This is a genomic window from Frigoribacterium sp. CFBP 13712 (assembly GCF_014842255.1).
Classification (GTDB): domain Bacteria; phylum Actinomycetota; class Actinomycetes; order Actinomycetales; family Microbacteriaceae; genus Frigoribacterium.
The window spans coordinates 413,800-432,565 of the sequence record NZ_JACYVH010000003.1 but is presented as its reverse complement, the minus strand read 5'-3'; the positions used below and the strand labels follow the sequence as shown (position 1 = coordinate 432,565).

The following is an 18,766-nucleotide window of genomic DNA, read 5'->3' as shown; positions in this document are numbered from 1 at the left end:
TCAGCGCTGACCCGCCGCGGATGACACCCACCCGCCGCACCTGCCGGCTCGGCTCCTTCTGCTAATCAACGGCACTGTAGAGCGCTGCCAGTAGCGCTGGATCGTCATTTGGGTCGATCCACTGCACCACGGCGATCGACGCGGCTGACTCGGCGCCGAGACTCTTTGAAATGGGGTGCGGTGTGACGACGACCATCGGGAAGGGGCCGGGCGAGAGGGCGCCGATGTGACGGAACCAGTTTGCGTATCCAGAGGCGACATTCAGTCTCTTGATGATGACTGCTACCCGCTGATCGCCGATTTCCACGATGGCGTCCGCAAGACCAGCGTCGGGCGGGTTCCGGAAGACGCGGAGGTCGTCGTGGGCCCAAGACATCGCGATGAGAGCCTTCGTCACCGAATTTTCGTAAACCACCGCCTCCGCTACTGACGATGCAGCCCTGGTGCCACGATTCGCCCGCACGTATGAATCTAGAGCGGCGAGGGCCGACTCGTTCGCCACCTCGGTTGAGGCCGTATTCGTTTCGCTGTCGACCAATAGCGCCGACTCGGCAGGCACCCTCGGCTCCACTTGTGCCGCGAGCATATCGATCATTCCGGCGCAGGCCGCCTGTTGCACCTCGGCAGTGGCCGTGTCTGCCAAACGTGCGAGCGTCGCAACTGTCACGCTTCCGGGCAATGCAGTGTCGTCCGATCGTGAAGGAACCGCGCGCTCAGATGCCCACTCGAACATGACCCACCACGAGTCCGTTGCGGAGGTCGTTTCCTGCAGCAGTAGGGACTCGCTTGCCGCCCGACGATTGAGGATAATGCCAGTGAGAGCGACGCCGGCAGCTATCACCGCTGCGGTCGCGGCGGCACCGGGGCTCTTGGCGAAATCACGGAGCCAAAAACCCAGGTTACCTAGGTTTGCGGTGGCCAGTGTCAGCGCAAGGTATGCCCCGACGGCTGCGCCGACGAGGCCAGCTACCACTACCCAGGCTGTTGTCTGACGCCGGCGCCGCTTCTCACTGTTCACACGCTAATTCTTGTCCATTGGATTGCAAGTCGGAACTGCGACCAGAGGCGCTCTGGCCGAACGGCAACACCCGGCGGGACTACTGCAGTTTCCGTGGGCTCCTGGCAGGCGGGGGCACGAACTCCTTCTGGAAGGATTTGCGCCTGGATGAAGGCGTATAGGAAGTCGTTCCGCGGTGATGCGAGGGCTTCGTCGCGTTTAGGGGTTCCAGACGCCGCCTAGCCAGAAAAAGGCAACCGCCTGCTGTCGCACTGCCCATGCCTGTTGCTGGATGTGTCTTGCGGACAATTGACTTGACTGACATCTCGGAGTGGAGAGTCCCTGCCCCTAGTCGTCAGGAGCCCCGAGCGAGTTGGCGACGCGTTGCTGGTCCCTGACCAACCTGGCGAAAGCGCGAACCGCCTAGAGCTTCACCGGACACTGCGTAGGGCTCGCGTCAATGGATTGGTGAGTGCGTGACTCGTCCTGCTCCAAGCGTTCGAAGTGCTGTGTGTGAGGTGTCGTCGCGTACCCGTCCCGTTGGAGTGGTCCGGCATGATGGGAGAATGATCACGGTCGTCCCGGACACCAACGCGCTCTTTGGACACGAGTGGTTGACGACGACGCTGGGTAGGAGCCTCGTCGACCTGGCGGTGGCGGGCAAGTGCCAGGTGGTGCTCCCGCAAGTCGTCGTCGACGAACTCGACCGCCAACACGGCAAGACGCTGAGGTCGAAGCGCGATAAGGCAAAAGGTGCACTGAGCGAGGTCAGCGATGACATTAACGCGACTGCCATCGACGCGGCGTTCGACAGCCTCAGCGCAAAAAGTATTGCGGCGCGCGATGCGCTGTTTGCTGCGACCGGCGTCAGCGTCGCCCCGGTCCCTGAGGGCACGATTCGCGCCCTCCTGGATCGGGATCTTGCAGAGCGTCGCCCATTCATGGAGGCCAACGGCGGAAAAAAGGCGTACGGGTTCCGGGACGCGGTAATCTGGGAGACCGTTCTGGACTTCTTGGGTCCAGATGACGCTATGGATGCCGTCTACTTTCTGACCGAGGACAAGGGCTTTCTCGACGACCAGCAGCCGAAGGCTCTGCACCAGCACCTTCTCGAGGACCTCGACACGCACGGCATCGATCGGAAGCGAGTCTCGATCGACAGTCTTACGAACGTCGTCGCGGCCGTCCGAGCGGCGGCCGCCGAGGCCGAAGCGAGGGCCGCCGAAGCCAGGGCTGCTTCCACGCCGACTGACGGTCAAGCTCACGACATCGCGCGTTTGCTTCGCGGATACGCGTTCGATGCATCTCGTCTAACCGAGTTGGTTCGCGCGGCGACGGGAGCTCTCGACAAGCTCGTTGGCGAGCCGATGGACGAGGAACTGGCCTACGGCGGTAACTATGACCGGCCGAGCTGGGTTCAGTTTGACGTACCTTGGATCGGCGAGAGTCTTTCGATCTACGGTTACGACATTGAGTCCGAATTCGAGTTCGATCCGCCGGACGGGGACATCGTCACTGGCCGGGCCGATGTCGTTCTCGCGATCGAAGCGGGTGACCTGTTCGGCGACTCCGATGAAGTCCGAGCACGTCTCGTCGTCGAGATTGACATAGAGGATCCGGAACGGCTCCTGGTCACTAACATTGTGCTGGAGAACAACGCAAACCGGCGAGTGTTTGCCGATCGGACGAGTGTGCCTCTCGACTTAGACGTCGATCCTGATTAAGGCAGTCGGGAACTTGACGTCGACCCTGGAACACCTGAGCCTCACCCGGAACCGGGCAGCCCTGAACTTAGTTCTGCCCCCGGGGGCCCCAGCGACGCGGTCTGAGCCCGCCGCCTGGTCTGCACCGCCGCGCAACGAGAGGTGCCGATGAGGCCGGTCTTTTCTTCTCACTCAGGGCGTGGTTGTGGAGCCTCGCCTCCTACCTTGCCTACGACCACGCCGACGAGGCTCTCTCCGTCTCTGACGCCCCGGGAAGGTAACCCTCACCCGGGAACTGGTCTCGTTCACGGCGAAAGACTGCCCGCCTGCCGCCCGCCTGGTTGAGTACAGGAAGCCCGTTCTTATGTCCTCGGCGCCGCAGGTTTTACTCGTTTGATTCAAACTTGGAGAAGCGGACGTCAGAGTCCCTTGCCTGCCGCGTATAGGCAAAGTTTGCCCGCTGGCTACGGCTTAAACCAATGAAGAACGCGATCTCAGCGGAATGTGGTCTCGATGGGTTCGAGCTGGAAGAGGCACGACTCGGGTTCGAAGTCACCGACGCGCGCTGTGAGTCGTAGGTTCGTGCCCACGCCGACGGAATCGTTCGTCCTGGACGAGTAATTGAGATCACTGATCGTATTCACGTCACGGTACTGAAAAGCAGGCCCCAAAGCAGTTGTCGGGCTGAAGTCACCGGATCCAAGCAGGATGTCGTACCGCGTCGCACTGCTTCCATGGTTGTTCAATGCGGCTATGTGGCCGTCGAAGGTGACGATCTGGTCATCATGCTCTTCTGCAAACAACGCTATGGAGGGATCGCAGTAGTCACCAAGGTTCAGGAGGGCCTTGAATTCTGCATCTCTGTCCTCAGCGACACCAGTCGAGGTCGCCACGGGAGACGGACTATCGACGCTCGTAGGCGTCGGCAGTCTCGAGACCGTTCGAGAGGGTTCCGCTGAGGCGGCCGACGAATTCTCCCCAGGGGTGTCTCCCGACAGCGCTCCGGCCAGAGCAATGGCACCTATCGCGAGGGCAAGCACTGCGCCGCCGACGGTGTAGAGCAGAACAGGGCGTCGTGGTCTGGGTCGCCTCAACGTGATGTCTGTTCTCACCCCGCGCGGTGTCTCGCTCATTACTTCCCAGCCATCGGCTTCCCATTTTGATCGCGTACGGGCTTCGAGGCCTCGTAATGAGCGGATCGTTCTGGTCTCGTACGGAGTTTTCTCGTCAGTCATCCGATGCCTCTAGTCGCTGGGTGCGCGGTACCAAAGAGTAGAGGATTCACGACCAAGGCGTTGACACGGCGATTGTCGAGAGTGCGCCGACCTGGCCGGCCGCATGACCGAATGATCGACGGCAGGTGCATCTGAGTTCAGATCGCCGGCTCGAAGGACGGGACCAACTTGCCGAGGTGGGAGACGGCATCAGCCGTCTCCCACCGGATTGCTACATGCGCTTGCAGTTTCCGCAGAGCGGCCAATTATGGGTTCCGGTGCGCTTGTTGGCTGCTGGAATCTGTTGCCCGTTGGGGCAGTTGCTGAAGACGTGATGCACGTCGGGGTCGGTCAAAACGATTGAATGATAGGCGGTACTCGCATGGGTGACTCCTTTGTCGATGAACAGCCCATTGCTGCTCAAGGAGACACTACTGAGCACCCCCGACAATGATCGTCGTCGCAAGGAGCTTGATTCTCGGTGCCACGCTCGATATGTCGACAAGGCACAACGGTGGAAGAAGTCGATTCCCCTTCTTGCGAACGGACGAGTTCCCGACGGAGCGACCGTTATCTGATCGTTCACCGTCTCGGTCAGGCTGCACTGAATCGGCGCGACGGCGGCCGACCTTGTAGGCAAGGGCCCCGTAAGGGGGGCTAGGTGTTATGTCTCCCTGGCCCATAGCTAGTGCGGATGACGACAAATACTCAGCTGGTGCGACGATCCGCGGCGGCTGTCCTGCTCTTGCCTCTCATCACCTTCGGCATCTACTCGATCGTGTGGTGCGCGAAGACCCGAGGCGAAGTCAAGCGTGCCGGTGCTCCGATGAGCACCTGGTGGCTGCTGTGCCCGTTCGGCGCTTTCTGGTACTTCTGGTCGCTCGCAAAGGGCATCAACGCCGTCACGGGCCTCGGCACAGGCGGTAATTACGCCCTCATGCTCCTGCTCGGAAACATCGGCCAAGCCATCGTGCTGGCACGAGTGAATGGCCTAGACGCCACGGCGGCCACCGCACCTTCCGTTCCGGTCGTCGCCTGACCAAAAGGGTGGCCTCACTACGGCTCCGGCGTCGTGAGAAGGACGTTCGCGCTAAGCAGTTCGACTGATTCAGGACGCGTGTCGTCGATCCAGGAGTGGTCTGTCCCCTGGAGTGTGTTCTTCCCGCCGATGGGCGCCGCACGGCTACGCCGGGGCGCCCAGGACGCTCACGACCGCGTCGAGCGCCGCTGGCGTCGTCGTCGCGTGCACGCTGAGGCGCACGCGGTCATCGCCGTGCAGCGTCGCCGTCACGCCGGCGGCCTCGAGCTGGGCGCCGACCGACGCTGCCGAGCCGGCGGGGACACCCGCCACGACGATCCCGGCCCGCTCCGCCCGCGCGATCGGCGACAGCACCGGCACGCCCACAGCGCCCAGCCGCGCGATCAGCTCACCCGCCGTGTCGGCGATCCTCGACGCGATCACGTCGACGCCGACCGACTCCACCTGCTCCAGCGCCGTCGCCAGCGCACCCGACGCGAAGGGCGAACCGTTCGTCACCGACAGACGCTGCGCCCCGGGCAGCGGCTCATGCGGCACTCCGTCGTACCGGGAGGTGCCCTCGACACCCGTCCAACCACCCAGAACCGGACGGAGGCGCGAGAGGGCCCGCGAGGACAGCGCCACGAAGCCGGTTCCCCACCCCGCCCGCAGCCACTTCTGACCACCGACCACGAGTGCGTCGGCCAGGGTCCAGTCGGCGTCGAGCACACCGAAGCCCTGGATGCCGTCGACGACCAGGAGGCGATCGCCGACCGCCTCACGGAGCCCGGCGAGGTCGGCCACGGTGCCGGTGCGGAAGTCGACCGCACTCACCGCCACGGCCACCGTGTCGGGCCCGACCGCATCGGCGACCCGCTCGGGCGTGACAGGCGCGAGCGGCTGCCCCGGGACGGCGGGCAGCGGCCGGACCGTCGTGAGCCCCGCCTCCTCCGAGCGCCACCACGCGTAGAGATTCGACGGGAACTCCGCACTGCTGACCAGCACCTCGCCTCGCGGCAGACCGAACGCGATCTGCATCAGCCCCAGGGAGGTGCTGCTCGCCAACGCCACCCCACCGCGGTCGAACCCGGAGAGACGCGCCACCGCCGCCAACGCCCGTTCGTCCTCCGCATGCAGACCCGACGACGGCACCCCGGCGCTCGCCGCCGTCGCCAGACGCGTGATCGTCTCGACCACGTCTCGCGACGGCGGACCGTAGCTGCCGAAGTTGAGGTACCCGACGGGCTCGGCGAACGACGCGAGATACGCATCGAGCGCCGAGCTCGCGCCGACGCCAGCAGTCACGTCGGCAGCAGCCGTCACGCCGGCGCCCGCACCAGCCGTCACGCGAGCACCCGCTGCAGGAACTGCTTCGTCCGCGCCTCCCGCGGCGCACCGAGCACCTGCTCGACCGGCCCCTGCTCGACGATCCCGCCGTCGGCCATGAAGACCACCCGGTCGGCGACCTCCCGCGCGAACTGGATCTCGTGCGTCACGACGAGCATCGTCATGCCGTCGCGCGCGAGGTCGCCCATCACCTTCAGCACCTCGCCGACCAGCTCGGGGTCGAGCGCCGACGTCGGCTCGTCGAACAGCAGGAAGAGCGGCTTCATCGCCACGGCCCGCGCGATCGCGACCCGCTGCCGCTGCCCGCCCGAGAGCTGGCCAGGGTAGGCGTCGACCTTGTCGCCGAGGCCCACCCGCTGGAGGATCTCGACGGCCTCGGCCCGCGCCTCCTTCGCATTCCGCCTCTGCACCCGCACCGGGCCCTCGATGATGTTGCCGAGCACGGTCAGATGCGGGAACAGGTTGAAGTGCTGGAAGACCATCGCGGTGCGCGCCCGTTGCGCCGACAGCCGCCGCTCGCTCAGCTCGTGCAGCACGCCGCCGCGCAGCTCGAAGCCCATCGGCTCGCCGCCGACCCAGACCTCGCCCGCGTCGGGCTCCTCGAGCCGGTTCAGCGTGCGGAGGAACGTCGACTTTCCGGCGCCCGACGGTCCGATGATGCAGACCACCTCGCCGCTCCGCACCGTCATCGACACGTCGCGCAGCACCTCGTTGCTGCCGTACGACTTGCCGATGCCGATCGCCTCGAGGACGGGGGCGGCGTCGTCGACGGGACCCGCGCCTCCTGCGGGTGTGCTCTCTGTCGCGGTCACGGGGTGCTCCTCACGAGGGGTGCGCGGCCGAGGTCGGCAGCGACTTTGCGACGCAGCGCACGGGCATTCGGCGGGCCGCCGGGGCGGCGGTCCTGCCGGTCGAAGCCGCGCTCGAGATAGAACTGTCCGACGCTCGCGACGCTGACGATGACCATGTACCAGATGGCCGCGGCGATCAGGGTCTCCATCACCTGCAGGTTGAACGAGGCGATGTTGTTCGCCGCCTTGATCAGCTCGAGGTAGCCGATGACCGACGCCATCGCCGTGCCCTTCAGCATGTTGATGAAGTCGTTGCCCGTCGGCGGGATGATGATGCGCATCGCCTGCGGCAGCACGATGCGGGCCATGCGCTGCATCGGGGTCTGACCGATCGACTGCGCGGCCTCGATCTGACCGCGGTCGACGCTCTTCAGCCCGGCGCGCACGATCTCGGCCATGTAGGCGCTCTCGTTGAGGGCGAGACCGAGGAACGCCGCGACGAACGTCGTCATGATGTCGTTCGTGCTGACGTCGACGAACACCACGTCGGTGAACGGCACCCCGAGCTGCAACCGCGGGAAGATCAGCGCCAGGTTGTACCAGAGCAGGATCTGCAGCAGCACCGGCAGCCCGCGGAACAGCCAGGTGTAGCCGGCCGCGAACGCCTGCGCCACCGGGTTCTTCGAGATGCGCATCAGGGCGATGAGCACGCCGATCACGACCGCGCTCACCTGCGCGACCACGGCCAGCACGATCGTGCCCACCAGACCCTGCAGGATGATCGGCGACACCAGGTAGTACGGGATGTCGCGATACGAGATGTCGCCCTGCGACGCCCCGTAGACGAGCGCCAGCAGCAGCACCGCGATGACGACCGCGCTGATCCAGCGGCCCCAGTGCTTCAGACGGACCTGGGGGAGCAGCTCGCGGGTGAGGGTTCCGACGCGACCCGCGCCTCCTGCGCTCCCGGGGGTGGACCGAGCCGAGGAGGTGCGGGTCGTGTCGGACCCGTCACCGCCCGGAGGCCGTGTGGTCGCCATCTACTCGCCGCCGTTGACGACGGCCTCGGTCACACTGCCCGAGGTGATGCCCCAGGCGTCGAGGACCTCGCCGTACGTGCCGTCGTCGATCAGCGAGTCGAGCGCGGCCGCGATGGCGTCGCGCAGCTCGGGGTCGTCTTTATTGACGCCGATGCCGTAGGGGGCGCCGTCGATGACGTCGCCGGGCACGACCTCGAAGGCCTCGCCGCCCTGCGCGGTCTTCGAGATGTAGACCGCGCTCGGCAGGTCGTTGACGATCGCGTCGATGCGACCGGTGCGCAGCTGGGTCTGGTTCTGGCTGTCGCTGTCGGTCACGGTGACCTCGAGGGGCTCGTCGCCGTCGGACTCGCACTGCGTACTGGTCGCCTCGGCGAACTCCTGCTGGCTCGTGCCGGTGACGACGGCGATCGACTTGCCGCACAGGGTGTCGGGGCCGGTGATGTCGGCCGGGTTGCCCTTCTGCACCATCAGCGTGATGCCCGAGGTGAGGTAGTCGACGAAGTCGATCGCCTCCTGCCGCTCGGCCGTGTCGTTCATCGCCGCGATGGTCACGTCGACGCGACCCGACTGCAGGCTGGTGATCAGCGAGCCGAAGTCCTGGTTCTGGTACTCGACCTCGAGACCGAGCTTCTTGCCGACCGCGGTGATCAGGTCGTGGTCGGAGCCGATCACCGTCGAGCCGTCTTCGGCGAAGAAGTTGTTCGGGGCCGACTGCACGTTCGAGCCGACGTTCAGGGTGCCCGCGTCGGCGATGTCGGAGGGGACCTGCGAGGCGAGGGCGTCGTCGACCTCGACGGCGTCGAGCAGGGCGCTCGTGTCGGGGATGGTCGACGAGGCGCTGCCGCTGCCGCCGTTGCCGCTGCCGCTGCCGCTGCCGTCGCCGGCGTCGCCGGGTTGCGGGGCGCTCGGTCCGCCGCAGGCCGTGAGGCTCAGTGCGAGCACGGCACCGGTCGCGACGGTGCCCCAGAGGGCGGAGCGGGTGCGGGGTCGTGTCATGGTCGAGCCTTTCGTGAACGTCGTCGGTCATCGCGAGCTGGCCGGGTCACCGGCTGCGTGAGAAGAAATTATCACAGTGCGAGGATTCGATCGCGCGTCGGTAGCCTGGGGGCATGACTAGTCACGACGGTGCGAGGGCGACCGAGGTCGACCGCAGCCGCGAGCTCCGGGCCGAGTTCGGGCCCTACCTGCCGCTGATGGGGTTCCTGGCCGAGCTGCTCGGACCGCGCACCGAGGTCGTGCTGCACGACACCAGCGACCTCAGCCGGTCGATCGTCGCGCTGACGAACGGTCACGTCAGCGGACGCAGCGTCGGCGGGCCAGCGACCGACCTCGTGCTCAAGGTGCTGCAGAACCACGAGCACGACGACCGCGACTTCCTCGCCAACTACCTGGCCGAGTCACGGACGGGCGGCACGTTCCGCTCGTCGACGTTCTTCATCCGCGACGTCGACGGCGGGGTCGTCGGCATGCTCTGCGTCAACATCGACGACGAGCCGTTGACCCGGGCGCGCGATCTGCTCGAGGCGATCACGGCGACGACGGGGCTGGTCAAGGGCGCCAGCCGAGGAGGCGCGGGCGACGCCGGTCAGTGGCCCGCCCTGGTCGCGGAGCGGCTGAGCATGAACGTCGACGAGCTCGCCCTCGACGGGGTCGCGCGCATCGTGGCGGCACGGGGAGTCGACCCGCAGCGCATGACGCCCGAGGAGAAGATCGCGACCGTGCGCGAGATCGAGCGGGCGGGGGTGTTCCTGCTGAAGGGGGCCGTGGCGCAGGTCGCCGTCGCGCTGCGCGTGTCGGAGCCGACGGTGTACCGGTACGTGCGGCAGGTGCGGACCTCGGGGTGATCGCTGCGCGGTGTCGGGATCGGGTTCGGCTCCGGCGCTCGTCGTCGGTGCTGGGGTCGTCGATGGTGCCGCCCTCGAGTGGTCAGAAACTGCTCTTCAAGGCTGCTGCAAGGACATCTTCTGACCAGTCGAGTCGCGTTCGAGGCGGCGCTGGCGCCTCCCGTGCAGTAGGACGACCACCAGCGTGGCCAGTGCGGTCGCCCCCGCGATGATCGCGGTCGACGTGAGGGTGGTCGGGGCCATCAGGGGCAGGTCGAGGACTCGGCTGTTCGCCACGACCCAGGGTGCCGCGACCAGCACGGTGAGGATGACGACGGCGAGTGCTGCGCCGAGCGGCCGCAGGCGGGGGCGGCGGCGCAGCAGCCAGTCGGGGAGGCCGGCGAGCATGCCGGCGACGAGGCCGTAGAACCAGAGGGCCACCGCCCCGCCGAGCATCACGGGGAAGACCATCGCGAGTGCGGCGAGCCCCTCTGCCGACTGCTCCACGACCACCGAGAACAGGACGAAGCCGATGGGGATGAGGCAGAACGCGGCCGCGCCTCCCCAGGCCGTCGTCCAGGGGAGCAGCGGCAGCAGCGTCGAGCGGCGGCGCTGCGGCTCGGCCCGGGCGGGCGTGCTGGCGGCGGCTGCGGGAGCGTGGGTGAGGGCCATGGTTCGACGCTAGGCAGAACCGGCGGCGGGGGCGTCGTCCGCAGGGTGCAGTGAGGTCGTCCTCTGGGACGGAACACGGCCGACCTCCGAGCGAGCAGGAGGGGCGGGTGCGGTGGCCGGCGACAGGTGGGGCTTCGCGGATTCGCTCTTACGTCTGCATGCGTAAGAGCTCGAATGCGACTCCGGTCAGCGGGGGGTCGGGGCGTCGGGGGAGTCCGTGGCGTCCGTCCCGGCGTCGGCTGCCGCGGTCTGCGCGACCGGAGCCGCGGGTGCGATGGAGGAGGCGGGCGCGACGTTCGCCGCCTCGGCCTCCTGCCGCTTGCGCTTCAGGTAGAAGATGAAGCCGAACTGCCCGAGACCGCCGACCAGCAGCAGCCAGCCCATCGGCTGCCCGAAGACGAGCAGCACGGCGCCGAACACCAGCCCGACGATGGCGTAGACGAGCAGGGTCTTCTCGGACTTGATCATTCCTCCACACTAGGGGCGCAGGTGAGACCGGCGCCGCGCCTCCTTGTGGGGGTGCCCACCGAGGAGGCGCGGGTCACCAGGGTCACCCCGTGGACGACACTCGACGGATGCGGGCGCGCCGAGCGTGACCTAGCGTGGAGGGATGCCCCTCGTCGTGCCGTTCATCGTCCTCGCCGGGTGCGCCGTCGTGTTCGGCACCACCCTCGCCGCCGCCCGTGGACGCCTCGGCGTGAACCAGCTCGCCGGCATCCGGTTCCGCCACGTGATGGAGTCGGCCGAGACCTGGCGCGCCGGGCACCGCGCCGCCCTCGTGCCCGTCGCCATCGGCTGCGCGCTCGCCGTGGGAGCCGCGTTCGTCCCCGTGGCGGTGCCGCTGCGCGAAGGCGTCGAAGCGCTGTGGATCATCGTGAGCATCATCTGCATGCTGATCGGCACACTCGTCGGGGCGTGGCGCGCGGACCAGGCTGCGACCGCGGTCTCGGCGTCGGCGCTGGCGTCGGACTGAACCCGCGCGCGACGTCGTTGGTCAGAAGATGCTCTTCGCGTGCCGACGAAGGGCGTCTTCTGCCCACCCTGAGACTGGCGTGGGGCTTCGGTGGTCGGAAGTGGTCCTTCTCGCGCCGATGAAGGACATCTTCTGACCACTGGAGCGGAATACCCCCGGAGCACCGAGGAGGCGCGGGTCAGACCGGCGACACCGGCGCAGCACCCGCAGCACCAGCACCAGCACCAGCACCCGCACCACCCGGCCCACGACGCGCCCCGACCTCTCTCTGCAGGACCAGCGCCGCGCCTCCTACAGCAGCCGCATCGGCGACGTAGGCCGACAGCTCGACCCTCACCCGGTGCCGCCCCTTGGCGAAGAAGTCGTCGGCGATCCGCTGCCGCACCACCTCGAGATAGAGCGGCCCCGCGGTCGTCAGCGACGGCCCGGCCAGCACCACCGAGTCGAGATCGAGCAGGTTCGCCATCGACACGACCGCGTTCGCCAGGTGGTCCGCCGACTCGGTGATCAGCTCGACGGCCAGCGCATCACCCTCGACCGCCGCCTCGGCGACCAGCGTGAAGTCGGCGAAGGGATCCTCGTTGTCGGTCAGCACCAGACTCGTCGCCCGCCCCGCCGCCACCGCCGCCCGCGCCCCGAGCGCCACGCTCACCGGCCCGGCGAGCTGCTCGGCCGACACCCGGTGCGCCACCGGCCCCGGCCCCCGGTACCGCATCTGCCCGAGCTCGCCGGCGTTCGAGCTCGCCCCCCGGTAGATCGCCCCGTCGAGCACGATCCCGGCGCCGATCCCCGCCCCGAAGTACACGGTGCAGTGCGCGGCGCTGTCGCCGACGGCACCGCCCCAGAACTCGCCGATCGCCGCAGCCGTCGCGTCGTTGTCGAGGATCACCGCGAAACCCGTCGCCTCGGCCGTCGCCTCGCGCAGCGGGAAACCCGCCCACTCTTCGAACGGCGGCGCCCCGAGGATGCTGCCCGTCGTCAGATCGATCGGCCCGGGCGTCACGAGGCCGAGACCGGTCACCCGGTCGGCCTCGACGCCGATCGATGCCAGGAAGGCCGAGACCGTCGAGGCGATCCACGCGACGGCCGACTCGGGCGACTGCCCCCAGACGCCGGCGACGCGGCTCCTCCCCACGAGGGCGCCGCCGAGATCCGTCAACACCACCGTCACGAAGTCCGCCCCGAGCTGCACCCCGAGGGCATACCGTGCTCGTGGGTCGATGGTCAGCAGCACACGGGGCTTGCCGCCGGTCGACTCGCGACGCCCCGACTCGACGACGAGTCCGTCGAGCAGCAGCTGGCGCACCACGTTCGACATGGTCGCCTGAGTGAGGCCGGTGGACTCGGCGAGCTCGACTCGACTGATCGGCCCCTGCGAGCGGATCAGGTCGAACGCGAGCGCTCGGCTCGTGGGCACCGCCAACAGCGGACGCGGGTTGACCATGTCGTACCTCCTGGCGATATCGTAGGCTCTGCACGGCTTAATAAAGTCGATTGACAAAGTGCGAGCGCGCGACACCGACGTCCGAACCTCTCCTAGCAAGGGCACCCATGGTCTTCTCACCCCTCCACGACGGCTGGACACTCGAGGCCGTCTCCGGCCCCGTCCCCGACGCCGCGGCCGCCCGGCTCGTCCGGGCGACGATCCCCGCGACCGTCCCCGGCTGCGCCCACACCGACCTGCTCGCCGCCGGTCTCATCACCGACCCGTTCGACGGCGACGCCGAGGCCGCCCAGCAGTGGATCGGCAGCACCGTCTGGCGCTACTCGACGGTCTTCGACTGGAGCGACGACGGCTCCGACCGCCACGACCTCGTGGCCGAGGGCCTCGACACCGTCGCCCGCGTCGAGCTCAACGGGGTGCTCGTCGCCGAGACCGAGAACCAGCACCGCAGCTACCGGTTCGACGTGAAGGAGGCGCTGGTCGCCGGGGCGAACCGCCTCACCATCACGTTCGCCGCCCCCGTCGCCGAGGTGGAGGCGCGGGTCGAGCGGCACGGCGCCCTCCCGCACGTCAACCACCACCCCTTCAACATGCTGCGGAAGTCGGCCAGCAACTTCGGCTGGGACTGGGGCGTCGACGTCGCGACCAGCGGCATCTGGAAGCCGATCGGCCTCGACAGCTGGTCGGGGGTGCGGATCGCGTCGGTCAGGCCGCTCGTCGACGTCACCGACGAGGGCGGCGTGCTCGACGCGCACGTCGAGCTCGAGTGGGCGGGCGGCGAGGGTGCGGGCGGCGGGTCGACCGAGGTGACCGTCGTGGTCGACGGGCACCGCGCCTCCTCGGCCGTGACGGCGGGGGAGGCCTCGGCGCGACTTCGACTGGTCGTGCCCGACGCCGAGCTCTGGTGGCCGCGCGGTCACGGCGCCCAGCCGCTCTACCCCGTCAGCGTCACGCTGAGCACCTCGCCCGACGAGCCGTGGGAGGCGCGGGTCGGCTTCCGCACGGTGACCCTCGACACCGCACCCGACGCCCACGGCACGCCGTTCACGGTGTCGGTCAACGGCGAGGTCGTGCAGATCCGCGGGGCGAACTGGATCCCCGACCACGCGTTCCTCACCGAGATGGACGCCGCCCGGTACCGTCGCCGGGTCGCCGACGCCGTCGACGCGAACATGAACCTGCTGCGCGTGTGGGGCGGCGGCATCTACGAGTCGCACGACTTCTACGACGCCTGCGACGAGGCCGGGGTGCTCGTCTGGCAGGACTTCCTGTTCGCCTGCGCCGCCTACGCCGAGGAGGACTGGCTGGCAGGCGAGGTCGAGGCGGAGGCCCGCGAGGCGATCACGCGGCTGAGCCGCCACGCGTCGCTCGCGATCTGGAACGGCAACAACGAGAACATCTGGGGCTTCGTCGAATGGGGCTGGCGGGCCGCGCTGGCCGGGCGCACCTGGGGCGACGGGTACTACCGCACCCTGCTGCCGAGCCTCGTCGCCGAGCTCGACGGCACCCGCCCGTACTCGCCCGGCAGCCCGTACTCGTTCGGCGACTACCTGCACCCGAACGACCACCGGCACGGCACCATGCACATCTGGGACGTCTGGAACGACCGCGACTACACCGCCTACGCCGAGTACCCGGCTCGCTTCGTCTCGGAGTTCGGGTTCCAGGGGCCGCCCGCCTGGTCGACGCTCGCCGCGGTCGTGCACGACGAGCCGATGGCGCCCTACGGCCACGAGATGCTGGTGCACCAGAAGGCCGAAGACGGCAACCTCAAGCTCGAACGCGGGCTGCGGGGGCACCTGCCGACGCCGACCTCCATCGACGAGTGGCACTGGGCGACGCAGCTCAACCAGGCGGCGGCGATCCGGTTCGGCGTCGAGCACTTCCGGTCGCTGGCACCGCTCAACACCGGCACCATCGTCTGGCAGCTGAACGACGACTGGCCCGTCGTCTCGTGGGCCGCCGTCGACTTCGACGAGCACCGCAAGCCGCTCTGGTTCGCGCTGCGGGCCGCCTACGAACCGCGGCTGGCGACGATCCAGCCCCGCGCCTCCGGTCTGTCGCTGGTGCTGCTGAACGACACGGCCGCCGAGTGGCTGGGGGTGGCGCGCGTGCGGGTGGTGCCGCTCGAGCGCGGTGCAGGTGCGGGTGCTGGCGCAGGCGCAGGCGCAGGTGCGGGTGCGGGCCGGGTGGCCGTCGAGGTGCCGGTGGCCGTGGATGCGCGGGGCGCGTCGACGACGCTGCTGCCGGCCGAACTGGTCGCCGGCCTCGACCCGGCCACCGAGGTGCTCGTCGTCGACCTCGACGGGTTCGGGGCCGGGCGCGCCGTCTGGAACGCCGCCGAGGTCGTGGGGCAGCGACTGGATCCGGGTGCGGTCACGGCGACGGCCGTGCTGTCGGACGACTCGGACGGCGACGTGCTCGTCACCGTGACGGCGTCGGCGTACGCCCGCGACGTCACGCTGCTCGTCGACCGGGCCGCACCCCGGGCCACGGTCGACCGGGGTCTGGTGACGCTGCTCGCGGGGGAGAGCGCGGTATTCCGGGTGTCGGGGGCCGGCGGGGTCGAGCCCGAGCGCTTCGCGGCCGACGACGTCGTGCGGCATGCCGGGGCGCTCGCAGGGGTCGCGGCGCTCTGAGTCGAGCGCAGGGCCGCGCGGCACGTGCCGCGCGGCCCTTCGGCGTGCCCGGAGGGGTTTCGCGCGGAGGAGTTCCGCGCGGGGGTGCGGCGGGTTCCCGTCATCCGTGGCGGGTCAGCGCCGACCCGCCGCCGATGACGGGAACCCGCCGAAGCACAGGACGCACGAGAAACTTGACGAGCTTTATTTAGTGGGGTAACAATGGGCCATCGGGGCGACGACGCCCTGTGACAACGATGTCAGCACCGCCCCGGGCAGCCCGCGGCGGTGCAGCGAAAGGATCGACGATGTTCCTCCGTGCTTCGACCGGCCACCGGCCCGTCCGCCCCCGATGGGTCCTGGGGGCCGCGGCCGCCGCCTCCCTCGCGCTCGTCCTCACCGGCTGCTCCGCCGGCGGCTCCAACTCGAGCTCCACCCCCTCCGACACCCTGGTCGTCTACACCGGTCAGGCCGGCGACTACCAGATCAACTTCAACCCGTACTCGCCCTCGAGCATCGGCGGCATCGGCGCGATCTACGAGTCGCTGTTCTTCGTCACGAACGTCAACACCGAGGCCTACGAGCCCCTGCTCGGCACCGAGTACACCTGGAACGAGGCCGGCACCGAGCTGGCCGTCACCCTCCGCGACGACGCCACCTGGAGCGACGGCGAGCCCTTCACCGCCGACGACGTCGCCTTCACCTTCCAGATGCTGCTCGACACCCCGTCGCTGAACACCAGCGGCTTCGACGGCACCGTCACGGCGACCGACGACACCCACGTCGTCTTCACCTGGAGCAAGCCCGCGTTCGTCGCCGGCCCCACCCTGCTCGGTCGCACACCCATCGTGCCCGAGCACCTCTGGTCGGGCATCGACCCCACCACCGACGTCATGGCCGAGCCCGTCGGCACCGGCGCGTTCACGCTCGACGACTTCAAGGCGCAGGCGTTCACGCTTGCCTCGAACCCCGAGTACTGGGGCGGCGAGCCCGAGGTGAAGAAGGTCCGCTACCTGTCGCTGTCGGGCAACACAGCCGGCGCCGACGCGCTCGCCGCCGGCACCATCGACTGGCAGACCGGCCCCGTGCCCGACATGGAGAACGTCTCCGAGAACTACCCCGGCTACGACGCCGTCACCATCCCGCAGAACCAGGTCGCCCTGCTCACCTGCTCGAGCGTCGAGCTCGGCTGCGAGGGCCCCCAGACCGACCCGGCCGTCCGCCAGGCCATCTACTACGCGCTGAACCGTGATCAGGTGAACTCGCTCGCGTTCCAGAACACCGCCAGCGAGATCTCGCCCACGTTCGCGCTCACCTCGACGCAGGAGGACCTCATCTCGGCCGACGTCGCCGAGCCCGTCGCGCCCTCGGCCCCCGACCTCGACAAGAGCGGCGAGCTGCTCGAGGAGGCCGGCTACACCAAGGGCGGAGACGGCGTGTACGCGAAGGACGGCGAGCCGCTGAAGCTCACGGTCGAGGTCGTCACCGGCTGGACCGACTACATCACCGCCATCGACACCATGGGTCAGCAGCTGAAGGCCGCCGGCATCGAGCTCACCGCCTCGCAGTCGTCGTGGAACGAGTGGACTGACAAGAAGAGCAAGGGCAACTACCAGCTCGCGATCGACTCGCTCGGCCAGGGCCCCGCGTCCGACCCGTTCTACCTCTACGACCAGTACTTCAACACGGCCTACACGGCCGAGGTCGGCGAGGCCGCCCCGACGAACATGGCGCGCTTCAGCGACCCCGCCGTCGACGCCGCGCTCGCCGAGCTGAAGGCCGTCGACCCGGCCGACACCGCGGCCCGTCAGGCGCAGTTCGACGTCATCCAGGCGGCGATCGTCGAGGACATGCCCTACATCCCCGTCATGACCGGCGGCACGACGAGCGAGTTCCACTCGTCGAAGTTCAGCGGCTGGCCCACGATGGACGACCTGTACGCGTTCCCCGCGATCTGGGCCTCGCCCGACAACGCTCAGGTCTTCAAGAACCTGAAGCCCACGGGCGAGTAGGCGATCGTCGTGACCGAGGAGGAGACGGCGGCCCCCGAGACGACGTCGAGGCCGGGTGAGGGTTCGTGAACTACTTCGTCAGGAAGCTGGGCTTCTACGCCATCGCGCTGTGGGCGGCGTTGACCCTGAACTTCATGATCCCGCGCCTGCTGCCGGGCAACCCCGTCGACATCCTGCTGGCCAAGCTGCAGCAGCGTGGCGGCGTGGTGACGGCGGACACCCGGGAGGCCTACACGCTCCTCCTCGGCGGCGACTCGTCCGAGCCGCTGCCCGTGCAGTACTGGAACTACCTGATCAACATCCTCCGCGGCGACCTCGGGGTCTCGGTGAGCTACTTCCCGGCACCGGTCAGCGAGGTCATCGCGGGGTCGCTGCCGTGGACGATCATGCTCGTCGGCATCGCCACCGTGATCGGCGCCGCCCTCGGCGTCCTGCTCGGCGCCTTCGTCGGCTGGAAGCCGGGCACCTGGCTCGACTCGCTCGTGCCGGCGACGACGCTGCTCGCGGCGGTGCCGTACTTCTGGCTCGCGCTGATCCTCGTCTACGTGCTCGCCACGTCGATGCGGCTGTTCCCCTCGCAGGGCGGCTACGACGTCGTCCTCGACCCGGGCTGGGACTGGGCGTTCATCTCGTCGGCGATCGAGTACGGCTTCCTGCCGGCGCTCACCATCGTGATCGCGTCGCTCGGCGGCTGGCTGCTCGGCATGCGGAACATGATGGTGTCGACCCTCTCGGAGGACTACATCCTCACGGCGCAGGCCAAGGGACTCAGCCAGGGGCGCATCCTGCGGGGCTACGCCGCCCGCAACGCGGTGCTGCCGAGCGTCGCCGGGTTCGCCATCTCGCTCGGCTTCGTCGTCTCGGGGTCGATCGTCACCGAGCAGGTGTTCTCGTACCCGGGCATCGGCGGCAAGCTCCTCTCGGCCGTGACGAACAACGACTACGCGCTGATGCAGGGCATCTTCCTGTTCATCACGCTGGCCGTGCTCGGCGCCAACCTCGTGGTCGACCTGTTCTACGGGATCATCGACCCCCGCACCCGGGCCCGCAGCTGATGCGCGGCGCACGGACCGGAGCCCAGGAGGCGCGACCCACCCGGGTGGGCCGCTCCCGG

The 18,766-nt window shown here is 68.5% G+C and carries 16 protein-coding genes; 7 read left to right on the top strand and 9 right to left on the bottom strand.

Annotated elements, in window-relative coordinates; translation table 11 throughout:
* Positions 1 to 61: 61 nt before the first annotated feature.
* Positions 62 to 1,018 carry a hypothetical protein gene (locus IFT51_RS08115; RefSeq protein WP_192060546.1) on the bottom strand — a complete coding sequence of 319 codons (957 nt, stop codon included), beginning with the start codon at positions 1,016 to 1,018 and terminating at the stop codon, positions 62 to 64.
* A gap of 545 nt (positions 1,019 to 1,563) precedes the next feature.
* Here IFT51_RS08115 and IFT51_RS08110 point away from each other — a divergent pair.
* Positions 1,564 to 2,721 carry a PIN domain-containing protein gene (locus IFT51_RS08110; protein ID WP_192060545.1) on the top strand — a complete coding sequence of 386 codons (1,158 nt, stop codon included), beginning with the start codon at positions 1,564 to 1,566 and terminating at the stop codon, positions 2,719 to 2,721.
* Between the two features lie 473 nt (positions 2,722 to 3,194).
* On the opposite strand, the gene IFT51_RS08105 is transcribed toward IFT51_RS08110, so the two are convergent.
* Positions 3,195 to 3,935 (bottom strand): DUF4839 domain-containing protein, encoded by a 741-nt coding sequence (locus tag IFT51_RS08105; RefSeq protein WP_192060544.1) that lies wholly within the window; start codon positions 3,933 to 3,935, stop codon positions 3,195 to 3,197.
* Positions 3,936 to 4,608: 673 nt separating this feature from the next.
* Between IFT51_RS08105 and IFT51_RS08100 the strand changes: the two genes are divergently transcribed.
* Entirely contained in the window at positions 4,609 to 4,953 is a 345-nt protein-coding gene (locus tag IFT51_RS08100; protein ID WP_192060543.1) for a DUF4234 domain-containing protein, read from the top strand.
* 144 nt (positions 4,954 to 5,097) lie between these two features.
* On the opposite strand, the gene IFT51_RS08095 is transcribed toward IFT51_RS08100, so the two are convergent.
* Genes IFT51_RS08095 through IFT51_RS08080 form a run of 4 tightly spaced genes read right to left on the bottom strand, consistent with a single transcriptional unit; the run spans position 5,098 to position 9,106 of the window.
* The gene (locus IFT51_RS08095) at positions 5,098 to 6,279 is read right to left on the bottom strand and encodes an aminotransferase class V-fold PLP-dependent enzyme (protein WP_192060542.1); all 1,182 of its coding nucleotides are present in this window, start codon (positions 6,277 to 6,279) and stop codon (positions 5,098 to 5,100) included.
* The gene (locus IFT51_RS08090; protein WP_371740738.1) at positions 6,276 to 7,091 is read right to left on the bottom strand and encodes an amino acid ABC transporter ATP-binding protein; all 816 of its coding nucleotides are present in this window, start codon (positions 7,089 to 7,091) and stop codon (positions 6,276 to 6,278) included. Before IFT51_RS08090 ends, IFT51_RS08095 begins: the two co-directional genes overlap by 4 nt.
* Entirely contained in the window at positions 7,088 to 8,110 is a 1,023-nt protein-coding gene (locus IFT51_RS08085) for an amino acid ABC transporter permease (protein WP_192060541.1), read from the bottom strand. The genes IFT51_RS08090 and IFT51_RS08085 overlap by 4 nt, the downstream gene beginning before the upstream one ends.
* On the bottom strand, positions 8,111 to 9,106 hold the full coding sequence (locus tag IFT51_RS08080; RefSeq protein ID WP_192060540.1) for an ABC transporter substrate-binding protein: 996 nt from the start codon (positions 9,104 to 9,106) through the stop codon (positions 8,111 to 8,113).
* A 113-nt stretch (positions 9,107 to 9,219) separates the two neighbouring features.
* On the opposite strand from IFT51_RS08080, the gene IFT51_RS08075 reads away from it, so the two are divergent.
* Positions 9,220 to 9,954, top strand: coding sequence for a transcriptional regulator (locus tag IFT51_RS08075; protein WP_192060539.1), 735 nt, complete (start codon positions 9,220 to 9,222; stop codon positions 9,952 to 9,954).
* A 96-nt stretch (positions 9,955 to 10,050) separates the two neighbouring features.
* Here the strand turns inward: IFT51_RS08075 and IFT51_RS08070 are convergent, their stop codons facing one another.
* Both IFT51_RS08070 and IFT51_RS08065 read right to left on the bottom strand, forming a co-directional pair.
* Positions 10,051 to 10,605, bottom strand: a complete 555-nt coding sequence (locus IFT51_RS08070) for a hypothetical protein (protein ID WP_192060538.1) — start codon at positions 10,603 to 10,605, stop codon at positions 10,051 to 10,053.
* A 186-nt stretch (positions 10,606 to 10,791) separates the two neighbouring features.
* Positions 10,792 to 11,073, bottom strand: coding sequence for a hypothetical protein (locus tag IFT51_RS08065; protein WP_192060537.1), 282 nt, complete (start codon positions 11,071 to 11,073; stop codon positions 10,792 to 10,794).
* Positions 11,074 to 11,215: 142 nt separating this feature from the next.
* On the opposite strand from IFT51_RS08065, the gene IFT51_RS08060 reads away from it, so the two are divergent.
* The gene (locus IFT51_RS08060; RefSeq protein WP_192060536.1) at positions 11,216 to 11,578 is read left to right on the top strand and encodes an SdpI family protein; all 363 of its coding nucleotides are present in this window, start codon (positions 11,216 to 11,218) and stop codon (positions 11,576 to 11,578) included.
* A 178-nt stretch (positions 11,579 to 11,756) separates the two neighbouring features.
* Here the strand turns inward: IFT51_RS08060 and IFT51_RS08055 are convergent, their stop codons facing one another.
* Positions 11,757 to 13,022, bottom strand: coding sequence for an ROK family transcriptional regulator (locus tag IFT51_RS08055; protein WP_192060535.1), 1,266 nt, complete (start codon positions 13,020 to 13,022; stop codon positions 11,757 to 11,759).
* A 107-nt stretch (positions 13,023 to 13,129) separates the two neighbouring features.
* Here IFT51_RS08055 and IFT51_RS15425 point away from each other — a divergent pair, with 107 nt between their 5' ends.
* From IFT51_RS15425 to IFT51_RS08040, 3 genes are all read left to right on the top strand, one after another.
* Positions 13,130 to 15,661 (top strand): glycoside hydrolase family 2 protein, encoded by a 2,532-nt coding sequence (locus IFT51_RS15425; protein ID WP_192060534.1) that lies wholly within the window; start codon positions 13,130 to 13,132, stop codon positions 15,659 to 15,661.
* Between the two features lie 287 nt (positions 15,662 to 15,948).
* On the top strand, positions 15,949 to 17,652 hold the full coding sequence (locus IFT51_RS08045; protein ID WP_192060533.1) for an ABC transporter substrate-binding protein: 1,704 nt from the start codon (positions 15,949 to 15,951) through the stop codon (positions 17,650 to 17,652).
* Positions 17,653 to 17,717: 65 nt separating this feature from the next.
* The gene (locus IFT51_RS08040) at positions 17,718 to 18,707 is read left to right on the top strand and encodes an ABC transporter permease (protein ID WP_192060532.1); all 990 of its coding nucleotides are present in this window, start codon (positions 17,718 to 17,720) and stop codon (positions 18,705 to 18,707) included.
* Positions 18,708 to 18,766: the final 59 nt, after the last annotated feature.